Below are 19481 nucleotides of genomic sequence, written 5' to 3'. Positions count from 1 at the left end.
AGATTCTTGACTCCTATGTTGAAAAAATTTCGTTGAGACGTTCAGGCGTCGCCGCCATCTTTTAGGCAGAAAAAGCGCTAAGACGCATACCTTTGACCACGTCTGTATTTTGTGTTGAAAACGAGGATGCTGTCAATAATTTCTTTTAATCTGCGACGAATTATGCTACTTTTACGTATTAAAATAGTGAATTATCCGAATTTTCCGGAGGAACAAACCCCAGTGTTGCAAAAACCTGAGGGTCCAAGAGTCAAGGCGTCTGAGCGGGAATTGACCGATGATAGTATTCGATCTTGAATGTACCAATGGACACACGTTCGAGGGTTGGTTTGCGGACAACAAGGCCTTCGAACGCCAGAATAAAAAGCAGATGGTGGCCTGCCCCGTCTGCAACGTAACCTCTGTGACGAAAAAGCCTTCATCTTTTGCCATAAAGGGTTCGCCCACTCTGCCGGACAAAATCCGGCAGCAGCCGGATTTGCAAAGCGTCGGCCGGGAATTGAGGGAATATGTTGAAAAAAATTTCGATAACGTCGGATGCGACTTTGCGAAAGAGGCCTTGAAGATTCACTATGGTGTCGAGGAACCACGCAATATCAGGGGCGTCAGCACCAAGGAAGAAGAAAAAACCCTGAAGGAGGAGGGCATTCCCTTTTTCAAGGTTCCTCTGCCTGCTTCTTCGGATTCTGACTCATGAGCTGTCTTTTGATACCGCGATCCGTTGCGCCAGCCGGGAAGAACGCAGACGCGGCTTGTCATTTTTTAGGGCGATGTTGACGGCCTTGCGGCTGCCGATGATCACCACCAACTGTTTTCCCCGTGTTATGGCCGTGTACAATAGATTTCGCTGTAAAAGCATGTAGTGCTGGGTCAAGAGCGGCAAAACCACGACGGGATATTCGGATCCTTGAGATTTGTGGACGGATATGGCGTAGGCCAGGGTCAACTCATTGGTTTCGGATAATTCATATGGCACGATGCGTCCGTCGTAGTCTATCTCCATAGCCGCTTTGGTTGTATTCACCGATGCCACCACACCGATATCACCGTTAAAGACTTCCTTTTGGTAGTTGTTTTTCAAGTGCATAACCTTGTCACCAGACTTGAAACGTATGCCGGTTGATGACCTGGGCGCAGGGTTCGGATTCATGCTTTTTTGCAGCAGCTTGTTCAGTTGGAGTGTGCCGACGACACCCTTGTGCATCGGCGTGATCACCTGGATATCTTGAACGGGATGGAGTTTTAGTGTTCGGGGGATCGTCTTGCTGCACAACTGAACAATCTTTTTGGCAGCCCGTTCCGGGTTGTTTTCTTCGATGAAGTTGAATTCGCTGAACTGTTCTCCCGGTTCAGTTTCCTCGAGTGCGGGCAGTCGGCCCCGGCACACCTGATGGGCGTTGATGATGATTTTGCTCTGCCGGGCTTGCCGAAAAATATTGGTGAGCGTGTAGGTTTTGATGCGTTTTGAGTCGATCAAATCGGCCAGGACATTTCCCGGACCCACCGACGGCAGCTGAGACGTGTCGCCGACCAGAATCAGTTTTGACGTAACCGGAATGGCGTCGAGCAGGTTGTGCATCAAATGTATGTCGACCATCGAGGCTTCATCGACAACGACGACATCCGCGTCTAGGGGTGTGTCCCGGTTCCTCTCGAAAACCATTTCCATTGGGTTGTACTGCAGCAGTTTATGGATAGTGGCGGCTTTTTTGTGCGTGACCTCTGAAATGCGTCGGGCTGCCCTGCCCGTGGGCGCTGCCAGTGCCGTTTTCATCCCGAGGGCATCGAAAACGGCGGCAATGGCTCGGATGAGGGTGGTTTTTCCGGTCCCCGGTCCGCCGGTGATAACGGCCACGCGTTCGGACAAAACGCCTCCCACCACGTCAAGCTGTTCTGCAGAGAGTTTTATGGCCAGCTTCTTTACGGTTTCTCGATTGATTCTGTCGGCATTCAAGAGGGGGGCATGGTCCCTTACGCACAGCATTGCGGCCAATTTTTCTGCGCTGCCCTGCTCCGCAAGAAACAAATCCTTCAGGTAAACGGCTGTATCGCTTTTGTCGACGGCATTGGGGATCTTTGAATCTGTTCCGCCGTCCCGAATCTTTATTTCTTCTTCGTAAGCAAGATCATCGAGGGCGTCGGACATCAGGTCGCCATTAATGCCGAAGCCCTTGGCGCAGCGTTTCAAGATCTCGCCTGCCTGAATGAAAACATGCCCTTCATCGGCGGCCCGGTTAAGGGTGTAAACGGCACAGGCCTTGGCCCGCTTGAGCTCGTCGATGGGTTCGCCAGCGTTTTTTATAATCTGATCGGCTACATAAAAGCCGATTCCCGGAATGTCATTGATAATTCTAAAAGGGTCTTTTTGCAGGATATCGATGGCGTCGGCGCCGTATTCCCTGAATATTTTGGTGCTGAAAGACAGGTCAACCCCGTTACCGCGAAGAAAGGACAGCAGGTCTCGCAGGGTATGATGCGCCTTCCACGAATCGGAAATCTGTTGCAAACGCTGTTGGCCGATGCCCCTGACAGCGGTCAGTTGTTGTGGCGTCCGGTCAATGACTTCCAGCGTTTTCATTCCGAAATGGCGAATGATCCGCGCAACCGTTTTAGGTCCAAGCCCCTTGACTTGTGCCGAAAGAAGATATTGGCGGATGCTGTCCGGGGTTTCAGGGAGCATTATTTCATAATACGCTATCCGAAACTGGGTTCCGTATTTGGCATGGTTTTGCCACGTACCCGTTATGCGCAGATTTTCTCCCAGGCTTGGATCCGGGAAATATCCCAGTATGCTGATTTGGCTGTTGGAGTCGCTTTCCCTGAACTTGGCAATCAGGTAATGGTTGGCACGGTTGTAATAAGTGATGTGAACCAGCTGGCCTTCCAGGGTTGTTGATTGCTCTGCCATTCAGGGGTACCCTCAAAGTTGCATAAAGCGCTTATACCGATGGCGACTGCCGATTTTTTCGATATCGTTCGATGATCCAGTCCGCGGCATCGAACAGGTCCCGGGCGATGGTGTCGGGAGCGATTTTTTGGTTGTTCAGCTCTTGTTGCGCCCTGGCAAAATCACCGGTTTTCACCAATATCGAACAGCCAACACCGGCTCGCCGAGCGCAGACAATGTCCTTGGCACTGTCGCCCACCATGCAGGCCGCGGAAAGATCGATGTTGTGCTTATCCCTCGCCCGATGGATCATACCGGGTTTCGGCTTGCGGCATGCACACCCTTCCTGCGGTGTGTGCGGGCAGAAAAAAATGTCATCAATTTTTCCATCATTGGCCTGAATTTCATCCATCATGGCGGCATGCATGTTCTCGAGCGTTTCCATGGGCAGCATGCCCCGGTGGATGGCAGACTGGTTGGTGATGAGGATGATTTTGAAGCCGTTGGCGGTCAGCTTGCAAAGGGCTTCCAGGCTTCGGGGTAAAAATTCGAATTCAGCGAGCGATTTAATATAGGCGGGCGAATCGCGGTTGATGACACCATCTCTGTCCAGGAAAACGACCGGGTCGGAAGTGTTATTCGGCAACGATGAAGGCTCCTTCAAAGCCCTGCTGTATAAGAGTCGTTTCGTATTCCTCCGCCTGTTTCAACGAAGACGCCCTGCCGACACGTACCCGGTGCATGATGCGCTTACCGTCATCATAGGGAACGATATGAACGTTTATGTATTTTTTTTCGAGTTTTCTTTTGAGGCGCTCGGCATTTTCCTTCTGGCTGAAAGCGCCCACCTGGAACGTAAAATTTCCTGAGTAGAAATCGACGGGTTCATACGTGGTATTATTGCCGCTTCCCGATGAACCGGGTTTTCCCAGGGCGACGATTTCCACCGGTGCCGTGCCCGGTCCAACGATATCCAGTTCTTTTGCCGCCGAATAGGATAGATCGATGATTCTGCCGCGTACAAACGGACCGCGGTCGTTGACGCGGACCTCGATCGATTTGCTGTTATTGAGGTTGTGCACGCGAACGTAGGTTCCCAGGGGCAGCGTTTTATGCGCCGCCGTCATGGCATACATGTTATACGTTTCGCCGCTGGATGTTTTTTTCCCGTGGAATTTTTGGCCGTACCAGGAGGCATTTCCCTTCTGCCTGAAATTGGTGGCATTGGAAACAGGATAGTACCATGTTTTTCCCACACGGTATGGTTTGGGCTTGCCGGGGGTGGCTGCCGGTTGGGGGCTGCGTAAGCTGCAACTGCTGGCAACAGACATCAAAAAGCAGATCAGGCCGATGTAAATTATCCAGTTGCTGAACGTTTTCCTCACGATTAAACTCCGGTCTTAAGCATACCGATGACAGGGCCTCAACCCAGAAATGGGCGATTCAATTACCGATAAATAATACGCTAAAAATGACAGCGTCTTTACTTGCCGAGGGCTATCTTCAAAACATCACCCATTTTTTCCACGGGATGGAATTTGACGTCTTTTAGAACTTTCTTGGGCAGTTCTTCAAGGTCCTGCTGGTTCCATTGCGGCAGAACAATGGTTTTGATGCCGGCTCTGTGTGCCGCCAAGACCTTTTCTTTGATTCCACCCACAGGCAGAACCTGTCCCCGCAGGGTAATTTCGCCGGTCATGGCCAGGTCCTTTTTTATGGTTTTGTTGGTCAACAGGGACGCCAGGGCGGTCAGCATGGTAACGCCGGCGGAGGGTCCGTCTTTGGGGATGGCGCCGGCCGGTACGTGGATGTGAAGATCATGGGTGTCGAAGAAGTCCTCGGCGATTCCGAGCGATTTGGCGTTGGCGCGGATATAGCTCAGGGCGGTCGTGGCTGATTCTTTCATGACATCACCAAGTTGTCCGGTAAGCGTCAGCCCTTTCTGGCCCTTCATCGCCGTCGCTTCGATGAATAGAAGTTCACCGCCTGTCGGGGTCCAGGCCAGCCCCATGGCGATGCCCGGTGTGGAGATTCTGGCCTTGGCTTCGGCAACAATCTTCACCGGTCCCAGGTACTTTGAAAGGTTGACAACGTTGACATTGACGGATTTCATTTTTCCTTCGGCAATGCCGGCGGCCACACCGCGACAAATCGTGGCGATGTCCCTCTCCAAGTTGCGCAAGCCGGCTTCCCGGGTATATCCGGTGATGATGCGTTTTACAGCCCCATTGCTGAATCTTATCTGGTCCGCTTTCAGGCCGTGCGCTTTTCGCTGGCGCGGAATCAGGTAGCGGTTGGCAATTTTTACCTTATCATCGGCGGTATACCCTAAAAGCTGCAGGACTTCCATTCTGTCACGCAATGCGGGCGGTATCGTGTCGAGAACATTGGCCGTGGTAATAAACATAACCTTGGACAAATCGAAGGCAACGTCCAGGTAGTGGTCGGAAAAGGAAAAATTTTGTTCCGGGTCCAGCACCTCTAGAAGCGCGGACGACGGGTCACCCCGAAAATCGCTGCCGACCTTGTCGATTTCGTCGAGCATGAATACGGGGTTGTTTGATCCGGCCCGCCTTATCCCCTGGATGATCCGGCCGGGGAGTGCTCCCACGTACGTGCGTCTGTGGCCACGGATTTCAGCTTCATCCCTGACACCGCCCAGAGAAATTCTGATAAACTCGCGACCGAGGGCCCGGGCAATGGAGTTTCCCAAAGAGGTTTTTCCCGTACCGGGAGGGCCTGCAAAGCAAAGAATCGGCCCCTTTGAGTCGGGTTTCAGTTTTCTTACCGCCAGGTATTCGATAATTCTGTTTTTGGCTTTATCCAGGCCGAAATGGTCTTCATCCAGCAGCTTGCGGGCCTTTTTGATATCGAGGTTGTCGGTCGTGCTTTTTTCCCACGGGAGGGATGTCATCCAGTCGAGATAGGTGGAAGCGACGGTGTATTCCGCAGACGACGGGTGCATCTTGGACAAGCGGTTCAGCTCTCTTTCCGCTTCCTTGGCTGCTTCCTCCGGCAGTCGGCTTTCTTTTATCTTGGTGCGGTATTCCTCGATTTCGACCGCCGTATCGTCTTTTTCTCCGAGCTCTTCCTGTATCGCCTTCAGCTGTTGACGCAAATAGTATTCGCGCTGGCTTTTGTCCATGTCTCCCTTGACCTGAGACTGAATTTTGTTGCCCAGTTCCAATACCTTCAGTTGGTGATTGACCAGCCGCATGACCTCCTTGAGTCGGTTTTTTACATTGTCGGCTTCCAGAACTTTTTGTTTTTCCTCTGCGGTCGCGCTGATGCTGGAAGCGACCATGTTGGCCAACGTGCCCGGCTCCTGTATCGACTTGGCCATGGCGCTGATTTCGGGCGGCAGTACGGGGGACAGATCCACAACCATTGAAAAAAGGTGAATGATGTTGGACATCAACGCTTCGGTTTCGGTATTTTTTTCTTCCTTTTCTTCGATGTATTTCGTTTTTCCCATGAGGTACGATTTATCGCCGACAAATTCCGAAACCTCGAACCTGGAAAGCCCCTGAACCAAAATTTGCGATCTATTGTCGTCGGTTTTGGCCATTTTCAAAATCAGCGCACTGGTGCCGATGCTGTAGAGTTCATCCTGAGAAGACTGCTTTTCGCCGGACGGGTTTTTAGAAACCACGAGTCCAATGATACGATCGCCGGACATGGCATCGTCGATCAGTTGAACCGATTCCTGCTGCATGACGACCAAAGGTAGGACCATTTTGGGGAAAAGAACGGTATCATACAGGGGCAAAATAGGTAACACTTCCGGCAGTTTGCTGTGATCGAAGTCCATGCTGGGATTCTGGTCAGCCATGATTTCCTCCGCTGTTCAAATTGGGCAGCGCCCGGTATTCCATCAATCGATCCGCCAAGGGGGATCGAGTGATATTCTGTTAGGTCAAATGCTTTTTCCCTCTGATACAGGTATTTTATACGTTTTATCGAATCGTTTCTTGATCAGTCTGATTTCGAGAAAGCCGTTGACGTAAGATGTCGAGACATTATCGGTATCGATAGTCGTGGGAAGATAAAGCGTGCGTTCGAAGTTGCCGTACTGAATTTCCGCTAGCCGATACGTCGCGTTTCCGCTGCGCGGCAGCTCACGGCGCACACCGAATATTTTTAGGGCCCTGCTGCATATTTCAACTTCCAGCCTGTCTTTATCCACACCGGCAACTTCAGCGCGGATGATAATGTCATCCGCGGTTTCATAAATGTCAACGGATGGTTTCCATGTTCGTTGTTCAAGAGAGAACATGGGATTGATGGATCGAAAAATATCTTCGATGGAGCTTTCACCTTTTTCTTGCACCCGTTCAAACTCTTTGCTGAACCGTATCTTGATATAGTCCATTTCCGTGCTCCCGGATAATTGTTGCATGCCGCCTGAGCGATGAAAAGCATTCACTCAGACGCTGGTTATTGGTGGACGGGCGATCTTGAGCGCTCAACGCATGATCTTGGGTTGAGCATTTAAAATTCGGATGATGTCAATCACGCTTTTCCGACCGCTGAAATCGATCAGGGGAACTGGTTCCGAATCCTTGCAAAATTAACATCAACATCCACTTTTGTAAAGGTAAGATAGAAATTGCGATTTTCAAGCAATTCCCCTAAGATGCGAGTTGTGATTGACCAGGACAAACAGATGGCGAGGTGGAACATATCGATCCAATACGCGTTGTATTTTGGCACCATGGGGGTGTTCCTGCCCTATTTTAACCTCTATTGCTATCATTTGGGTTTCGACGGTGTCCAAATAGGTGTTCTGTCCTCCCTGCGGTCGCTGATCATGGTTCTTTTCTCACTGACGTGGGCTGCTTTGGCCGATCGGTATCATAAACGCCGCTTTCTTTATATCCTGTGTAATCTCTTTAGCACCTTTGTTTTTTGTTTTTTCTTTTTTTTCGACACGTTCTGGTCAATGTTCATAATTACCGCCTTCTATGGGATTTTTTACGCGCCCATCATCGCATTTCTCGAGGCCTTTTCCATGGATCATCTGGCAGGGCAGAAGCGTGCCTACGGCGCTATTCGGGCCTGGGGCTCGATCGCTTTTATCTCCGTCGTGATCCTTCTCGGTTGGCTTCTCAAGCGGTTTGATATCAGGATCATATTGGTTTTCATTTTGGCAGGCGGAGGTTTTTTGACGCTGGTTTCGCTGAAAACGCCGGAAAGCGCCCTACCTGAACCTCCCCCCTTCATGGCCAACATAAACACCTTTTTCGACCGACGGGTGCTGGTCTTTCTTTTCTGCGCCTATCTGATGCTGGTCAGCCATGGCGCTTATTACGCCTTTTTATCGATCTACCTGGAGCATCTAGGCTTTGACAGCGGCTTTATCGGATTTGCCTGGGCAACGGCGTCCATTGCCGAAATCATAGTGATGGTAAAGTCAAAAAAATTTTTTCAACACCTGTCATTTGAACGGATTCTGGCTTTCTCGTTTCCCGTGGCAGCGCTGCGTTGGGTACTTTTGGGCACCTTGCGCTCGGGGGTTGCCATCCTGCTGCTTCAGATTCTTCACGCGGTCACCTACGGTATGTTCCACATGGCCAGCATTTTGTATATGGACCACCTTTCTCCCGAAGGGACGAAGACACTGGGGCAATCCATCAACAATGCGGTGACCTACGGCCTGGGGTTGATGACCGGCTTTTTCGTGAGCGGTTTCCTGTATGAACGCGCGGGAGCCCAGTTCAGTTTTTTGGTGAGTGCCCTGATTGCGTTGACCGGCGGCGCGGTTTTTTCGGGATTCAGTTTGGTGCACCGCCGGCAGGTGCGAGCGAATGATTGATGTTCCCATATGGCAGGTCGCATGTGGGCGCGGTGCTTCAACTGTTGTTCGACGGCGAAACCAGGTGTCTGATCCAAGTTAACAGACTGTTATGTTTCAGTGTTGCTCGGTCATAACGGTCGAAGTCCCTAAAAAGGCGCCGCGGCTCTCCGAGCCAGTGTGCCCTGGTGGTTACAGGCTTGCCCGGATCGAGCCGTTTGACCACCTTGGCGGGGTTGCCGGCCGCGATGACGTCAGCCGGAATGTCACCGGTTACCACCGCACCGGCACCCACGATGCTGTTTTTACCGATGGACACACCCTTGCAGATAATGGCGCTGTCGCCTATCCACACATTGTCGGCGATGGTGATGGGATCCGCTTTTCCTGTGGAGACACGGTTGTAGATGCCGTGCCAGTCCGAATCGGTGACAAAGGCATTGTTGGCGAACATACAACTGTCGCCGATATGTATGCCATCGGCGGCACTGATGCGGACACCGGGGCACAGCATGCAGTAATCGCCTATCTGTATGGCGCCTTTTCCCGGTTGTCCGGGCCATACTGAAATCCGGACCTTTTTGTCCGAAGAGGCGATGATGGTGGCATATTTGCCAATATGGATGGGGCCGCCGAATATCTCCACGTGCCAGGGCTTCATGAAGGTGGCACCCGGGCCAAGGGATTGGAGCTGGGGTTTGATGAAGTGGGTGCCGTACAATTTCTGAAAGCGGAGATAGAGCTGTTTTATATAGTAGGGTCTGTGGTCTTTGCGCAATGTTCTACCCGGTCTGTTCGGTTGCGGGGAAGACGATCACACCGTTTCGTCGCCAGGTGTATCCGGCGACGCCGGGACTTGTCTTCAGCCGATCGTTGCCCAGAGGCGATGACTGAAAAGTTGACTCGCCGGTGTGAGCCCATAGATGGCATCCGCTGCCATGAGGATGACGGCATTGGTCCAGGTGATCTTTTCTTGGGGCCACACGATGATGTCCGGATAGGTATATCCACACCAGTAGGAGCCGTCTTCGAATTTACGGTGGATGATCCAGTTAAAGACGATTTCGGCCATCTCCCGATTGCCCATGGCGGAAAGCGCCAGTGAGAGTTCCGATGTTTCGGCCAGCGTGACCCAGGGTTCGTCCGATACACAGCGCACCCCCTGTCCGGAGACAATGAATTTTTTCCAATGACGATCGATGCGTTTCCGGGCATCCTTCCCCTGCACGGCGCCGCTGAGCACCGGATAAAACCAGTCCATGGAAAAGCGCGCTTTGGTCATGTTGAACAGGTGTCCTTTGTACCGGATGGCATCGCCGAGTCGCTGCATGGATTGCTTCCAGGGCAGATGGTCGTATCCTATAATTTTAGCGATCGCAACGGCGCACTTCAGGCTCATGTATATTGAGCTTGAACCTGTGAGGAGGGCCATATTATCAACCACACCCTCCGGGCTGATGGCCCAGTAGATTTCTCCGCCGGTTCTCTGAAGTCTCAGGGCGAACGCGATACCTTTTGCCATGGGTTCCCAAAGTTCATGCAGAAAGGCAACATCGCCGGTAACCAGGTAATAGTGAAACATGCCGACAGCCAGATAGCTGGACATGTTGGTGTCACGGGTTTTGTCTTCGGGGGTTCCGTTCCTGTAGGACGAAAACCAGCTTCCATCTTCAAGCTGTATGTCAGCCAGCCAGCGGTAGGCTTTTCTGGCCAGGTCATGGTGCCCGCCCATACAAAGCCCCATGGCTGCTTCGACGTGATCCCAGGGATCTGTTTTGTCCCCCGGACTCCACGGTATTTCACCATTTTCCTTCTGGGTATCGGCAATTAATCCGGCCACGGCCTCGATGTCGATGGAAAGTTCCTGAAGTTTTCTTAAAGCATAAGCATTCATAAATTCTCGCCTTTCAGAACGGTGCAAATAGAAAATTAACCATAGTGTGAATCCGATGCCGGTGCAAGAAAAATATATGTTTGGAAAAAATGGCCCGGCGATATTTGCTCATTTTAGGCTTATGAATATTGACAAGCCTTAACCAGAAAGATAAACAGGCAACCTTAACCACAGAATAGACTCTTGATGCTTCCTCGGATATAAATCCATCTAGCCAAAGACGATAAAATGAAAAAAAATGGTGTCGGGACCAAACTGTTGCGTTTCGTGTGGGGGCTTATCCCATGGTTGATTGTGGCCTGCATTTGCGGCTTTATTTTTGTTTTATGTGGGCGGGTTCAAGATGAAAAGATCCGCTTAGAAAAAGCAAAACAGGCGGCAATAAAAATCGACAACGCACCGGTCAGTGTGATTACGCTTACCCTGTCACCCATGCGTTTGGTGGATAAGATCAATTTGCCGGGAAATGTGGCTCCCTATGAGGAACTCTGGGTCAAGGCCGAAGTTGGCGGTCAGGTCATGCATATTCCCGTGAAGGAAGGGCAGTCCGTCACAAAAGGGCAAATTCTGGTCGAACTGGATGACAGGGATTATCGCTTGCGGCTTTCCCGTATTGAAGCGGCGTATAAGCTTGCCAAACTGGAATACGATCGTATTGCAGCCCTGGACAGGAAAGGGATCACCGCCGCCAACCGTATGGACGAGGCCAGTGCCAACCTTAAGGACATCACTGCCCAAAGGGATGAGGCCAGGTTGGCCTTGGAACGCACCAGCATCGAGGCTCCCATCGAGGGGCGGATTAATGAAATAGCGGCCAAGCAGGGTGACCTGGTTCTGGTGGGAGCCCAGATCGCCCAGATTCTGCAGGTTGGGAAGGTAAAAGTGAAGGTGGGCATTCCCGAAAGCGACGTAACATCCTTTTTTAGCCTCAAAACGTCCGAGGTCGTTATCGAAGCCCTGGGAAACAGGCGGGTAACGGGAGAAAAAGTTTTTCTCTCCCGGCAGCCAAGAAACCTGGCACGTCTTTTCGACCTGGAACTCATGATTCCAAACCCGGACGGCAAGATCCTGCCTGGAATGTTCGCACGGGTAGAACTGGTTAGAAATGTGTATAAAAACGCACTGGTCATACCCCTTTATGCGGTCATCAGTCAGGGCGACGAGAGCCATGTCTTTGTTGAGAAAAAAGGCCGTGCCGAAAAACGGCAGGTCAATACCGGCATTCTTGTGGACTGGCGGGTTCAGATCCTTTCCGGACTCGAAGCTGGTGACAGGCTGGTGGTGGTGGGGCACCGGCTGCTTGAAGAGGGGCAGGCGGTCGATGTCGTGAAAAATGTCAGCAGCCCAGAGGAGATCCTGGCACAATGATCGTTTCCGACATGGCCGTAAAAAAAAGAACCAGTGTTATGGTGCTGGCCTTGATGATTCTCATTTTCGGGGTGGTTTCCTACAACAACCTGCCGCGTGAAGCCGCACCCGACATCACGATTCCCTACATTTTCATTATGACCAGCTACCCCGGCGTCGCTCCTGAAGACATCGAGAATTCGATCACCATACCCATCGAAAAAAAATTGAAGGGGCTAGAGGGGGTCAAACGCATAGAGTCGTCCAGCACCGAGGGAATGAGTTCCATCGTGGTCGAATTTGTGGCGGGAACCAACATCGACGACGTCCTGAGCAAAACCAAAGACAAAGTTGATATGGCCAAGCCCGACCTGCCCCGGGACCTTGAAGACGACCCGGATGTCAGGGAGATCAACATATCTGAATTGCCTATCGTGGTTTTTTCCCTGTCCGGGCCGGCCGGTCTTGAACGACTTAAAGAGATCGCCGAAGACCTGGAAGAGGATTTTGAATCGATTCCGGGGGTGCTGGAGGTGGATGTTACCGGCGGACTGGAACGGGAAGTGCGCGTAGAACCCTACCCAGACAAACTGGCATATTTCGGTCTTTCCATTTTGATGCTGCAGGACGTTATCGCCCAGGAAAATCAAAATGTTTCCGGCGGTGCCATTCAAATGGGAGATGGACGTTTCCAGCTTAGGGTACCGGGGGAGTTCAGAACACCGGACGAGATATATGGTTTGGTGGTGGGGTTGCACAATGGTCAGCCGGTCTACCTCAAGGATGTGGCCAGGGTAGTGGACGGGTTCAAGGATGAAGAGGGCCGGTCACGCCTGAACGGCCAGAAGGCCATCAATATACAGATAAAAAAGCGGGCCGGTGAAAACATTCTGGAAATAATGAGCGCGGTATCACGGATCATCGAAAATAAACGCCATACCTGGCCTGCAGGAACGAAAATAACCAAACTGATGGATCAGGCAAAAGAGATCCGGGTAATGGTTTCCGATCTTGAAAACAATATTATCACCGGCCTGGTTCTGGTGGTGGTGGTGCTTTTCTTTGTCATGGGTGTGCGCAATGCCATTTTGGTGAGCATGGCCATACCCTTTTCCATGTTGATTTCATTTGCTGTGTTGGACGCTATCGGTATTACGCTTAACATGGTTGTCCTCTTTTCCCTGACCCTTGCCTTGGGCATGCTGGTGGACAATGCCATCGTGATCGTCGAAAATATTTTTCGCTACATGGAACAGGGGGTTCCCAGAGTACAAGCGTCCATGCGGGCTACGGGAGAGGTGGCCCAAGCGGTTATTGCTTCCACCTTGACAACGGTCGCGGCTTTTTTTCCCTTGATTTTCTGGCCGGGCATCATGGGTGAATTTATGGCCTATTTGCCCAAGACCGTCATCATCACCCTGTCGTCGTCGCTTTTTGTTGCCATGGTGATTAACCCAGCCATGGCGGCCATTTTTTTGAAACTGCCTTTCGGCAAGCGACCGACCGTGGCGTCAGCCACGGCGGAAGAGATCGAAAGGGCCGGTGAGTCCCCTATCACTATTCGGGGACCGATGCTGAAAGCATACCGCTGGATTCTGGAAAGCGCGCTGAATCACCGTGTGGCGGTGCTTTGCATATCCTTTTTAACCGTGGCAGCCATGGTAATGATATGGTTTTACCGAATTGGTATCGAAAAACCGGTCGAGTTTTTCCCCAGCGTCGATCCGGATAGCGTCTACATCAATTTGGATGTTCCCGAGGGCGCCGATATAGAGTATTCGGACAGAATTGCCCGCCAGGTCGAGATGGCCCTCTGCAATGGACCCGGCACCCCCTTGGCCCCTCCCGATGAAGACCCGAAGGATTGCTACCAGGGAAATCTGGAGTCGAAGCACAACTCCCTGAGAAACGGCAAACAGGTGGTTGGGCTTACCGACATGGAGAACGTCAAGGACATCTATTCCCGGACAGTTGCCGTTATAGGCGGCAGTTCCCAGTTTGAAAGGAATTCCCCCAATCACATCGGGATTCAGTTTTATGATCTCGAAGATCGCAACATATCCTCCAAGGCGACGACGGAAGAGATCCGCAAGCGGATTACCGGTATTCCCGGGGCGCGCGTAAGCGTAGCAGAGCAGAAGGAGGGGCCGCCAACCGGTGCACCCATCAGCATCGAGATTTCAGGTGATAATTTTGTGGTTCTGGGGCGCATTGCCAAAGAGATCCGCGGCACACTCGAGAAAATACCCTTTGTGCAGGATATCCGCGACAATTATGTGGCCGGCGCGCCAACGGTGAGGGTGCGCGTGGACCGCCAGAAAGCTGCGCTGCTGGGGTTGTCCACGGAAATTGTCGGTTTTGCCCTGAAGGTGGCATTTAACGGCATAAAGGTGTCGACCTTTAGGGAGGGTGACGAGGATTTTGACATTACGGTTCAGTTGTCCAAGAAAGATCGTCGGGCGACGGACATTCTCAGGGAGCTGCTCATACCCACGGAAGAGGGCTTAGTGCCCTTGAGCACCATTGCCAAATTTGAAATTACCGGCGGTTTGGGTGAGATAAATCGCATCAATCACCAAAGGGTGGTAACGGTCACGGCCAATGTCGACGAACAGCATGTCCCCAGTGCGGTGGTAAGGGCCCAGGCCGCAAAGATATTGGACAAAATCAAGCTGCCCCCGGGATACAAGTTAAGCCTCACCGGAGAGCAGCAGGAACAGGATGAGGCCCAGGCGTTTCTTACCAAGGCATTTGCCGCTGCTCTTTTTTTAATTATGATAATCCTGGTGACACAGTTCAATTCCATCCTGCAGCCGTTAATCATCTTGACCTCGGTCATTCTTTCTCTGGGCGGCGTGTTTTTGGGGCTTTCAGTCATGGAATTTTCCTTCGGGGTTGTCATGACCGGTGTTGGCGTCATTTCCCTGGCAGGGGTCGTGGTGAACAATGCCATTGTTTTGATCGATTACACCAACCGACTTCACGAGCGGGGCATCCGCTTCAGGGATGCCATCGTTGCAGCAGGCTGCACCCGGCTCAGACCGGTTTTGCTGACGGCGATCACAACCATCCTGGGCCTGTTGCCCATGGTAACGGGGGTGGCTTATAATTTTCAAAAAATGGAAATATCCTGGGTCAGCGCGTCCACTCAGTGGTGGAGTTCGATGGCGAGCGCGGTGATTTTTGGTCTGGCACTGGCGACGATCCTGACCCTCATCGTCGTACCGACGCTGTATGCTCTCATATACACGACGAGCCTTTCCTTGTCGCGCGGGGCCAAGGCGGTTCACAGAGCATATTGGGCGCCTTTTTATCGCATGGTGGGAACCAAACCGGATGAGGAGTAATACCGGCCTGGCATTCCTTTGGTTTTCATCGATCGGCGGGAGGTAGCTATGACAGATAAAGTGATGGTGTGCACTTCCGAGGCGGCTGAGCTGGGCGGTCCATATTCGCAGGCGGTCACCCACAACGGGCTTATTTTTTTATCCGGCCAGGGTGCCGTCGACCCATCTACCAACAGGGTCAGAACCGGGACGATTGAGGAAGAGGCCAGACTGGCCATGGAGAATATTCGCATCATCATGGCGGCGGCCGGAGCGTCCATGAGCAATCTGATGCAGGTGACCGCTTACCTTGTAGACATCAGGGATTACGGGCGGTTTAACGACGTCTACGAAACCTTTTTCCTTAAAGATTACCCCGCCCGCACGTGTGTTCAGGTAGACAAGCTTCCGTTTGGTCTGCGGGTTGAAATTGATGCCGTCGGTTTTATCGACCGTGGGTGATGCAGACCTAACCTCGAGGTTGCAACGTTGAGGCCAGGATAAAGGGAAATGGCTGTTTTTAGTTGACTTGCGCTGGCTACATATCCTATCATGCATCCATTCGGGCATTATCGCTGACATCCCCAAGCCCATTTTGCTTCCGATCTAGTTTGCACCGCCATATTGTTGCCTGATTTCCATTCCAAACGGAACAATCCAGAATTGTTCCAAACCACAGGCCTGCAAATTCCATATGTTTGCAGGAAAGGAGGAAAAAATGACTAATAGCGTATACAAAATCATCGAACTCGTGGGAACAAGCAGTGATTCCTGGGAGGATGCGGCTAAAAATGCTGTCGCGAAAGCGTCTAAAAGTCTCAGGGAACTCAGAATTGCAGAAATTACCAAACTCGACATGAAGGTGGAGGATGGACAGGTAACCGCCTTCAGAGCACGGGTTGCCCTGTCTTTCAAGTACGGAGCCGATTGATTTTTTCTGTCCTTTCGGTAAACGATAAATGTAATAAAGCATGAGCCGCAATTAGCGGCTCTTTTTTATGGACAATGCCTGACGACCGGATCTGAAACACTGCAATATTGACAAAAATGGCAACCTGTACTAATGCGCGTAAGACTATTATTGCTATTTTGCATGCGGCTTGACAAAATGGGAATGTTTTGACGCGCGCATTATACAGGCATTATCTTAAACAGTACATTGCAAGTCAGGGTGGTACATGGGTTCCAGCGGTTACCTAATGGAAAGCGATCAGGAAGCGCGTCGACTGGATATAAAAACAAATCCTAAAACGGTCCAGGAGCATGCTCGGTGGGCGGGTATCGAAGCGGGGATGCGGGTGGCCGACCTGGGGTGCGGTTCGGGAAAGACCTCGTTTTATTTAAACAAACTTGTGCAACCGACCGGTGAAACCATCGGTGTGGACAATGCAGCTCAACGCATCTGTTTTGCCCAAAAAAACTATCAGGATGAGGGCCTGTCGTTTGTACAGAGGGACATTCGTGAGGATCTGGGTGAATTGGGACGGTTCGATTTTGTGTGGATGCGGTTCGTTTTGGAGTACTATCGCTCCAACAGTTTCGAAATTGTCAAGAAAATTACCAGTATGTTGGCACCCGAGGGTATATTGTGCCTGGCAGACCTGGATTACAATTGCCTAACCCACTATGGTCTTCCCGAGAGGCTTGAATCCGCCATTGTTGGGATGAAAAGCATGCTGGAAAAGAAGGCCAATTTTGATCCGTATATCGGTAGAAAGCTGTATTCGTTTTTATATGATCTGGGTTACAGAGACATCGATGTTTCCCTTGCACCCCATCACCTCATCTTCGGAGAGTTGAATGAAATAGACGCCTTTAACTGGGCAATGAAAGTCAAATCGGATGGCGCTATGGCCTACCCGTTCGATCAATACGAGGGTGGCTACGAGGAGTTTTACCGGGAATTCGAGACGGCCTTTGCAGACCCCCGAAGATTTACCTACACGCCCATTATTTTATGCAGGGGGAAAAGGCCGGCCTAAATGAAAAAGCTTCTGTTGATAAATCCCGTCGGCCGCAAGAGTGGCTATTTGATGAGCAAATATTCGACGTTTTCACCCTTGGGCCTTGCCTATGTGGCGGCGGTAACACCATCGGGATGGGACGTCAAGATTGCAGATGAGAACTTCGACGCTTTCCAGCCGGAGGCGGCGGACCTGGTCGCTATTACGGCCTTTACCAGTAACGTAAACCGCGCTTACGAAATCGCTTCTCACTATAGAAATCAGGGGACAACGGTTGTCATGGGCGGCATCCACGCATCAATGATTCCTGAAGAGGTGATGGGACACGTAGACAGTATCATCGTGGGAGAGGTCGAGGGAATCTGGGGAAAAGTCATTGGAGATTTTGAAAACGGCTGCCTGGCCAGGCGTTATGACGGACCGCGTGTCGATCTGGATAACTTCGACGTTATGCCTCGGAGGGATTTGCTGCATCCTGATTACCTTTGGAGTTCGGTCCAGACCTCCAGAGGGTGTCCTTTCAACTGCCATTTCTGCTCGGTGTCACGCTACCTGGGAAAGCAATATCGGTGCCGGCGTCCGGATGACGTGCTGCACGAATTGAAAGCGATCGAAAGTCCTTATATCGCCTTTGTGGACGACAACCTGATCGGCTACAGCCCGGAAAGTATCCAAAGGGCCAAAGAACTGTTCAAAGGCATGATCCAACAATCCCTGAATAAAAAGTGGTGGATGCAGACGTCGATTAATGCGGCCGACGATGACGAGGTTATCCGGCTTGCCGCCGAGGCAGGCTGTATGTTCGTGTTTATCGGATTTGAGACAATCAGCCTGGATTCATTGCAGAGCATGAAAAAAGGCGTTAATGTCAAAACCGGCGTGGATAATTACAAGCGGGTTGTGGAGACTTTTCACAAATACGGCATCGGCGTGTTCGGTGCCTTTATCATCGGTAATGACCATGAATCTGATCGATATTACAAAGATCTTGCCGATTTTATGGTGGACTCCGGGATCGACATGTTTCAGATAAGCATCCTTACACCACTCCCGGGAACCGATCTGATGGACCAGATGAATAAAGAAAATCGCCTTATATACAGCGATTTTCCAGCAGATTGGGATAAATACAGGTTTTCTTACGTTGTGCACAAATCTGACAATACGAACCTCGACAGGGTCTACGTGGCTGACAATTACATAAAAAAGAGGCTTTACGCGTTTCCCACCTATCCAATACGCATGATTAAATCCCTAGCAAGGCTCAAAAATTTGAAAAAATTTTACGCGGCCTACATGTTGAACAAGGCGCTGAAGCTAAGCTGGGAGAATGCGCACTACTATTCAAAATACCCAAAAAAGATCAGCTAAATTTCAGTATCGGCGGTCGTGTTTGGTACAAGAGGAGCTTGTAGCCTTCCAGGTTTGGAAATGTTCCGCAGGAAAGGCAACATGCTCTTCCCGGGCATATCCGACAAATTGAGAGGGTGGTTCTTTTGGGGGCAATCAACTTGAACAAACCCGGTATCTGTGCTAAATGTATTTAGATTTATTGAACAAGTTGGTTGCGGGCCTGTCTGCTTCGCAATGCCTGCCAATTCAAGGAATCGCAGATTGACGACCACATCCCGGGCACCACAAATTTTACTTAGGCGAACAAGGAATACCCCAGATGAGCTACCATATCATTCAACCGGGCACGAACAACACAGCAACCGTTAATCCCAAAGTTGTCGGCAGCATTAAGCCGTCTGTTGGCAACAAAGACGAAGGTGCTGCGAAAAGAATCGGTCAAAAGCAAATCATCAACATGCTTAACTATTTGAATTTTCAGGATGAAATCATAATCGTCAATTTGAGAAACACCCGTTTTGACAATCTGATTTCATTGCAGGCCAAGCCACAGCCATGTGCAGGTGATGAGGTTTTTTGCGAGTGGGTCGACCGGTCGGAGGCTGAACGCAAGCTGGCCAGGTATGCCTTCGAAAGTGTCAATTTGATCAACGATGCTAAAAAGCTGGTTTTGTATCCGGCGGTTGTCCATATTGATGGGTGCGGTCTGAGGCTTGCCTTTTCCGAGATGCACTATCCATTGCAGTATGAAGCGATTTCACATCATCCCTGTGAGGGAATAACCGCCCAGCTCATACAAAACAGCGTTATTTTCAAAGGCGTTTTAAAGGATTTTTCAACGGATTCTTTTCACGTGAAAATTTCGCTTGAACCACCGCAGACATCCCAGTGGATCAATCCTGAGACAAATGTCGAA

General features: G+C 51.0%; 16 protein-coding genes and 1 pseudogene. 9 read left to right on the top strand and 8 right to left on the bottom strand.

What is annotated here, in order from left to right; all coding sequences use genetic code 11:
• The first annotated feature begins 277 nt into the window (after nt 1-277).
• Nucleotides 278-697, top strand: coding sequence for a DUF1178 family protein (locus LJE94_09550; protein ID MCG6910350.1), 420 nt, complete (start codon nt 278-280; stop codon nt 695-697).
• Here the strand turns inward: LJE94_09550 and LJE94_09545 are convergent.
• The 6 genes and pseudogenes from LJE94_09545 to LJE94_09520 form a co-directional block, all read right to left on the bottom strand.
• Nucleotides 692-2908 carry an ATP-dependent RecD-like DNA helicase gene (locus LJE94_09545; GenBank protein MCG6910349.1) on the bottom strand — a complete coding sequence of 739 codons (2217 nt, stop codon included), beginning with the start codon at nt 2906-2908 and terminating at the stop codon, nt 692-694. The two genes, LJE94_09550 and LJE94_09545, sit on opposite strands and share 6 nt — an antisense overlap.
• Nucleotides 2909-2939: 31 nt before the next feature.
• Nucleotides 2940-3533, bottom strand: a complete 594-nt coding sequence (gmhB, locus tag LJE94_09540) for a D-glycero-beta-D-manno-heptose 1,7-bisphosphate 7-phosphatase (GenBank protein MCG6910348.1) — start codon at nt 3531-3533, stop codon at nt 2940-2942.
• Nucleotides 3523-3834 carry an SPOR domain-containing protein gene (locus tag LJE94_09535; protein MCG6910347.1) on the bottom strand — a complete coding sequence of 104 codons (312 nt, stop codon included), beginning with the start codon at nt 3832-3834 and terminating at the stop codon, nt 3523-3525. Before LJE94_09535 ends, gmhB begins: the two co-directional genes overlap by 11 nt.
• Nucleotides 3808-4101, bottom strand: a pseudogene (locus LJE94_09530) (septal ring lytic transglycosylase RlpA family protein). The gene LJE94_09535 and the pseudogene LJE94_09530 overlap by 27 nt, the downstream one beginning before the upstream one ends.
• Before the next feature lie 269 nt (nt 4102-4370).
• Nucleotides 4371-6719: an endopeptidase La gene (gene lon, locus LJE94_09525; GenBank protein MCG6910346.1), complete on the bottom strand. Its 2349-nt coding sequence runs from the start codon at nt 6717-6719 to the stop codon at nt 4371-4373.
• Between the two features lie 84 nt (nt 6720-6803).
• Entirely contained in the window at nt 6804-7259 is a 456-nt protein-coding gene (locus LJE94_09520) for an Hsp20/alpha crystallin family protein (GenBank protein MCG6910345.1), read from the bottom strand.
• 294 nt (nt 7260-7553) lie between these two features.
• Here LJE94_09520 and LJE94_09515 point away from each other — a divergent pair, with 294 nt between their 5' ends.
• Nucleotides 7554-8702: an MFS transporter gene (locus tag LJE94_09515; GenBank protein MCG6910344.1), complete on the top strand. Its 1149-nt coding sequence runs from the start codon at nt 7554-7556 to the stop codon at nt 8700-8702.
• A 37-nt stretch (nt 8703-8739) separates the two neighbouring features.
• On the opposite strand, the gene LJE94_09510 is transcribed toward LJE94_09515, so the two are convergent.
• Both LJE94_09510 and LJE94_09505 read right to left on the bottom strand, forming a co-directional pair.
• A complete protein-coding gene (locus LJE94_09510) occupies nt 8740-9459 on the bottom strand; it encodes an acyltransferase (GenBank protein MCG6910343.1) in 720 nt (239 codons plus the stop codon).
• An 84-nt stretch (nt 9460-9543) separates the two neighbouring features.
• Nucleotides 9544-10575, bottom strand: a complete 1032-nt coding sequence (locus tag LJE94_09505; GenBank protein MCG6910342.1) for a phenyltransferase domain-containing protein — start codon at nt 10573-10575, stop codon at nt 9544-9546.
• Nucleotides 10576-10803: 228 nt separating this feature from the next.
• Here LJE94_09505 and LJE94_09500 point away from each other — a divergent pair, with 228 nt between their 5' ends.
• The 7 genes from LJE94_09500 to LJE94_09470 form a co-directional block, all read left to right on the top strand.
• The gene (locus tag LJE94_09500; protein MCG6910341.1) at nt 10804-11943 is read left to right on the top strand and encodes an efflux RND transporter periplasmic adaptor subunit; all 1140 of its coding nucleotides are present in this window, start codon (nt 10804-10806) and stop codon (nt 11941-11943) included.
• Nucleotides 11940-15269 (top strand): efflux RND transporter permease subunit, encoded by a 3330-nt coding sequence (locus tag LJE94_09495; GenBank protein ID MCG6910340.1) that lies wholly within the window; start codon nt 11940-11942, stop codon nt 15267-15269. The genes LJE94_09500 and LJE94_09495 overlap by 4 nt, the downstream gene beginning before the upstream one ends.
• Nucleotides 15270-15317: 48 nt before the next feature.
• A complete protein-coding gene (locus LJE94_09490) occupies nt 15318-15710 on the top strand; it encodes a Rid family detoxifying hydrolase (protein MCG6910339.1) in 393 nt (130 codons plus the stop codon).
• 256 nt (nt 15711-15966) lie between these two features.
• The gene (locus LJE94_09485; GenBank protein ID MCG6910338.1) at nt 15967-16179 is read left to right on the top strand and encodes a dodecin family protein; all 213 of its coding nucleotides are present in this window, start codon (nt 15967-15969) and stop codon (nt 16177-16179) included.
• A 247-nt stretch (nt 16180-16426) separates the two neighbouring features.
• Nucleotides 16427-17230, top strand: coding sequence for a class I SAM-dependent methyltransferase (locus tag LJE94_09480; GenBank protein ID MCG6910337.1), 804 nt, complete (start codon nt 16427-16429; stop codon nt 17228-17230).
• The gene (locus LJE94_09475; protein MCG6910336.1) at nt 17231-18583 is read left to right on the top strand and encodes a B12-binding domain-containing radical SAM protein; all 1353 of its coding nucleotides are present in this window, start codon (nt 17231-17233) and stop codon (nt 18581-18583) included.
• Nucleotides 18584-18884: 301 nt separating this feature from the next.
• Nucleotides 18885-19481 (top strand): hypothetical protein (locus tag LJE94_09470; GenBank protein MCG6910335.1); only part of this gene is annotated, 597 nt, incomplete at its 3' end.

The organism is Deltaproteobacteria bacterium, from assembly GCA_022340465.1.
Lineage (GTDB): Bacteria > Desulfobacterota > Desulfobacteria > Desulfobacterales > B30-G6 > JAJDNW01.
The sequence above is the reverse complement of the archived record's forward strand: the minus strand, read 5'-3'. Positions and strand labels throughout refer to the sequence as shown.

Coding starts and splice junctions, on each gene's coding strand:
- LJE94_09550 (MCG6910350.1), top strand. CDS start 278: ATGATAGTATTCGATCTTGAATGTACCAATGGACACACGTTCGAGGGT.
- LJE94_09505 (MCG6910342.1), bottom strand. CDS start 10,575: ATGAATGCTTATGCTTTAAGAAAACTTCAGGAACTTTCCATCGACATC.
- LJE94_09490 (MCG6910339.1), top strand. CDS start 15,318: ATGACAGATAAAGTGATGGTGTGCACTTCCGAGGCGGCTGAGCTGGGC.
- LJE94_09545 (MCG6910349.1), bottom strand. CDS start 2,908: ATGGCAGAGCAATCAACAACCCTGGAAGGCCAGCTGGTTCACATCACT.
- LJE94_09500 (MCG6910341.1), top strand. CDS start 10,804: ATGAAAAAAAATGGTGTCGGGACCAAACTGTTGCGTTTCGTGTGGGGG.
- lon (MCG6910346.1), bottom strand. CDS start 6,719: ATGGCTGACCAGAATCCCAGCATGGACTTCGATCACAGCAAACTGCCG.
- LJE94_09495 (MCG6910340.1), top strand. CDS start 11,940: ATGATCGTTTCCGACATGGCCGTAAAAAAAAGAACCAGTGTTATGGTG.
- LJE94_09485 (MCG6910338.1), top strand. CDS start 15,967: ATGACTAATAGCGTATACAAAATCATCGAACTCGTGGGAACAAGCAGT.
- LJE94_09520 (MCG6910345.1), bottom strand. CDS start 7,259: ATGGACTATATCAAGATACGGTTCAGCAAAGAGTTTGAACGGGTGCAA.
- LJE94_09515 (MCG6910344.1), top strand. CDS start 7,554: ATGGCGAGGTGGAACATATCGATCCAATACGCGTTGTATTTTGGCACC.
- LJE94_09475 (MCG6910336.1), top strand. CDS start 17,231: ATGAAAAAGCTTCTGTTGATAAATCCCGTCGGCCGCAAGAGTGGCTAT.
- LJE94_09480 (MCG6910337.1), top strand. CDS start 16,427: ATGGGTTCCAGCGGTTACCTAATGGAAAGCGATCAGGAAGCGCGTCGA.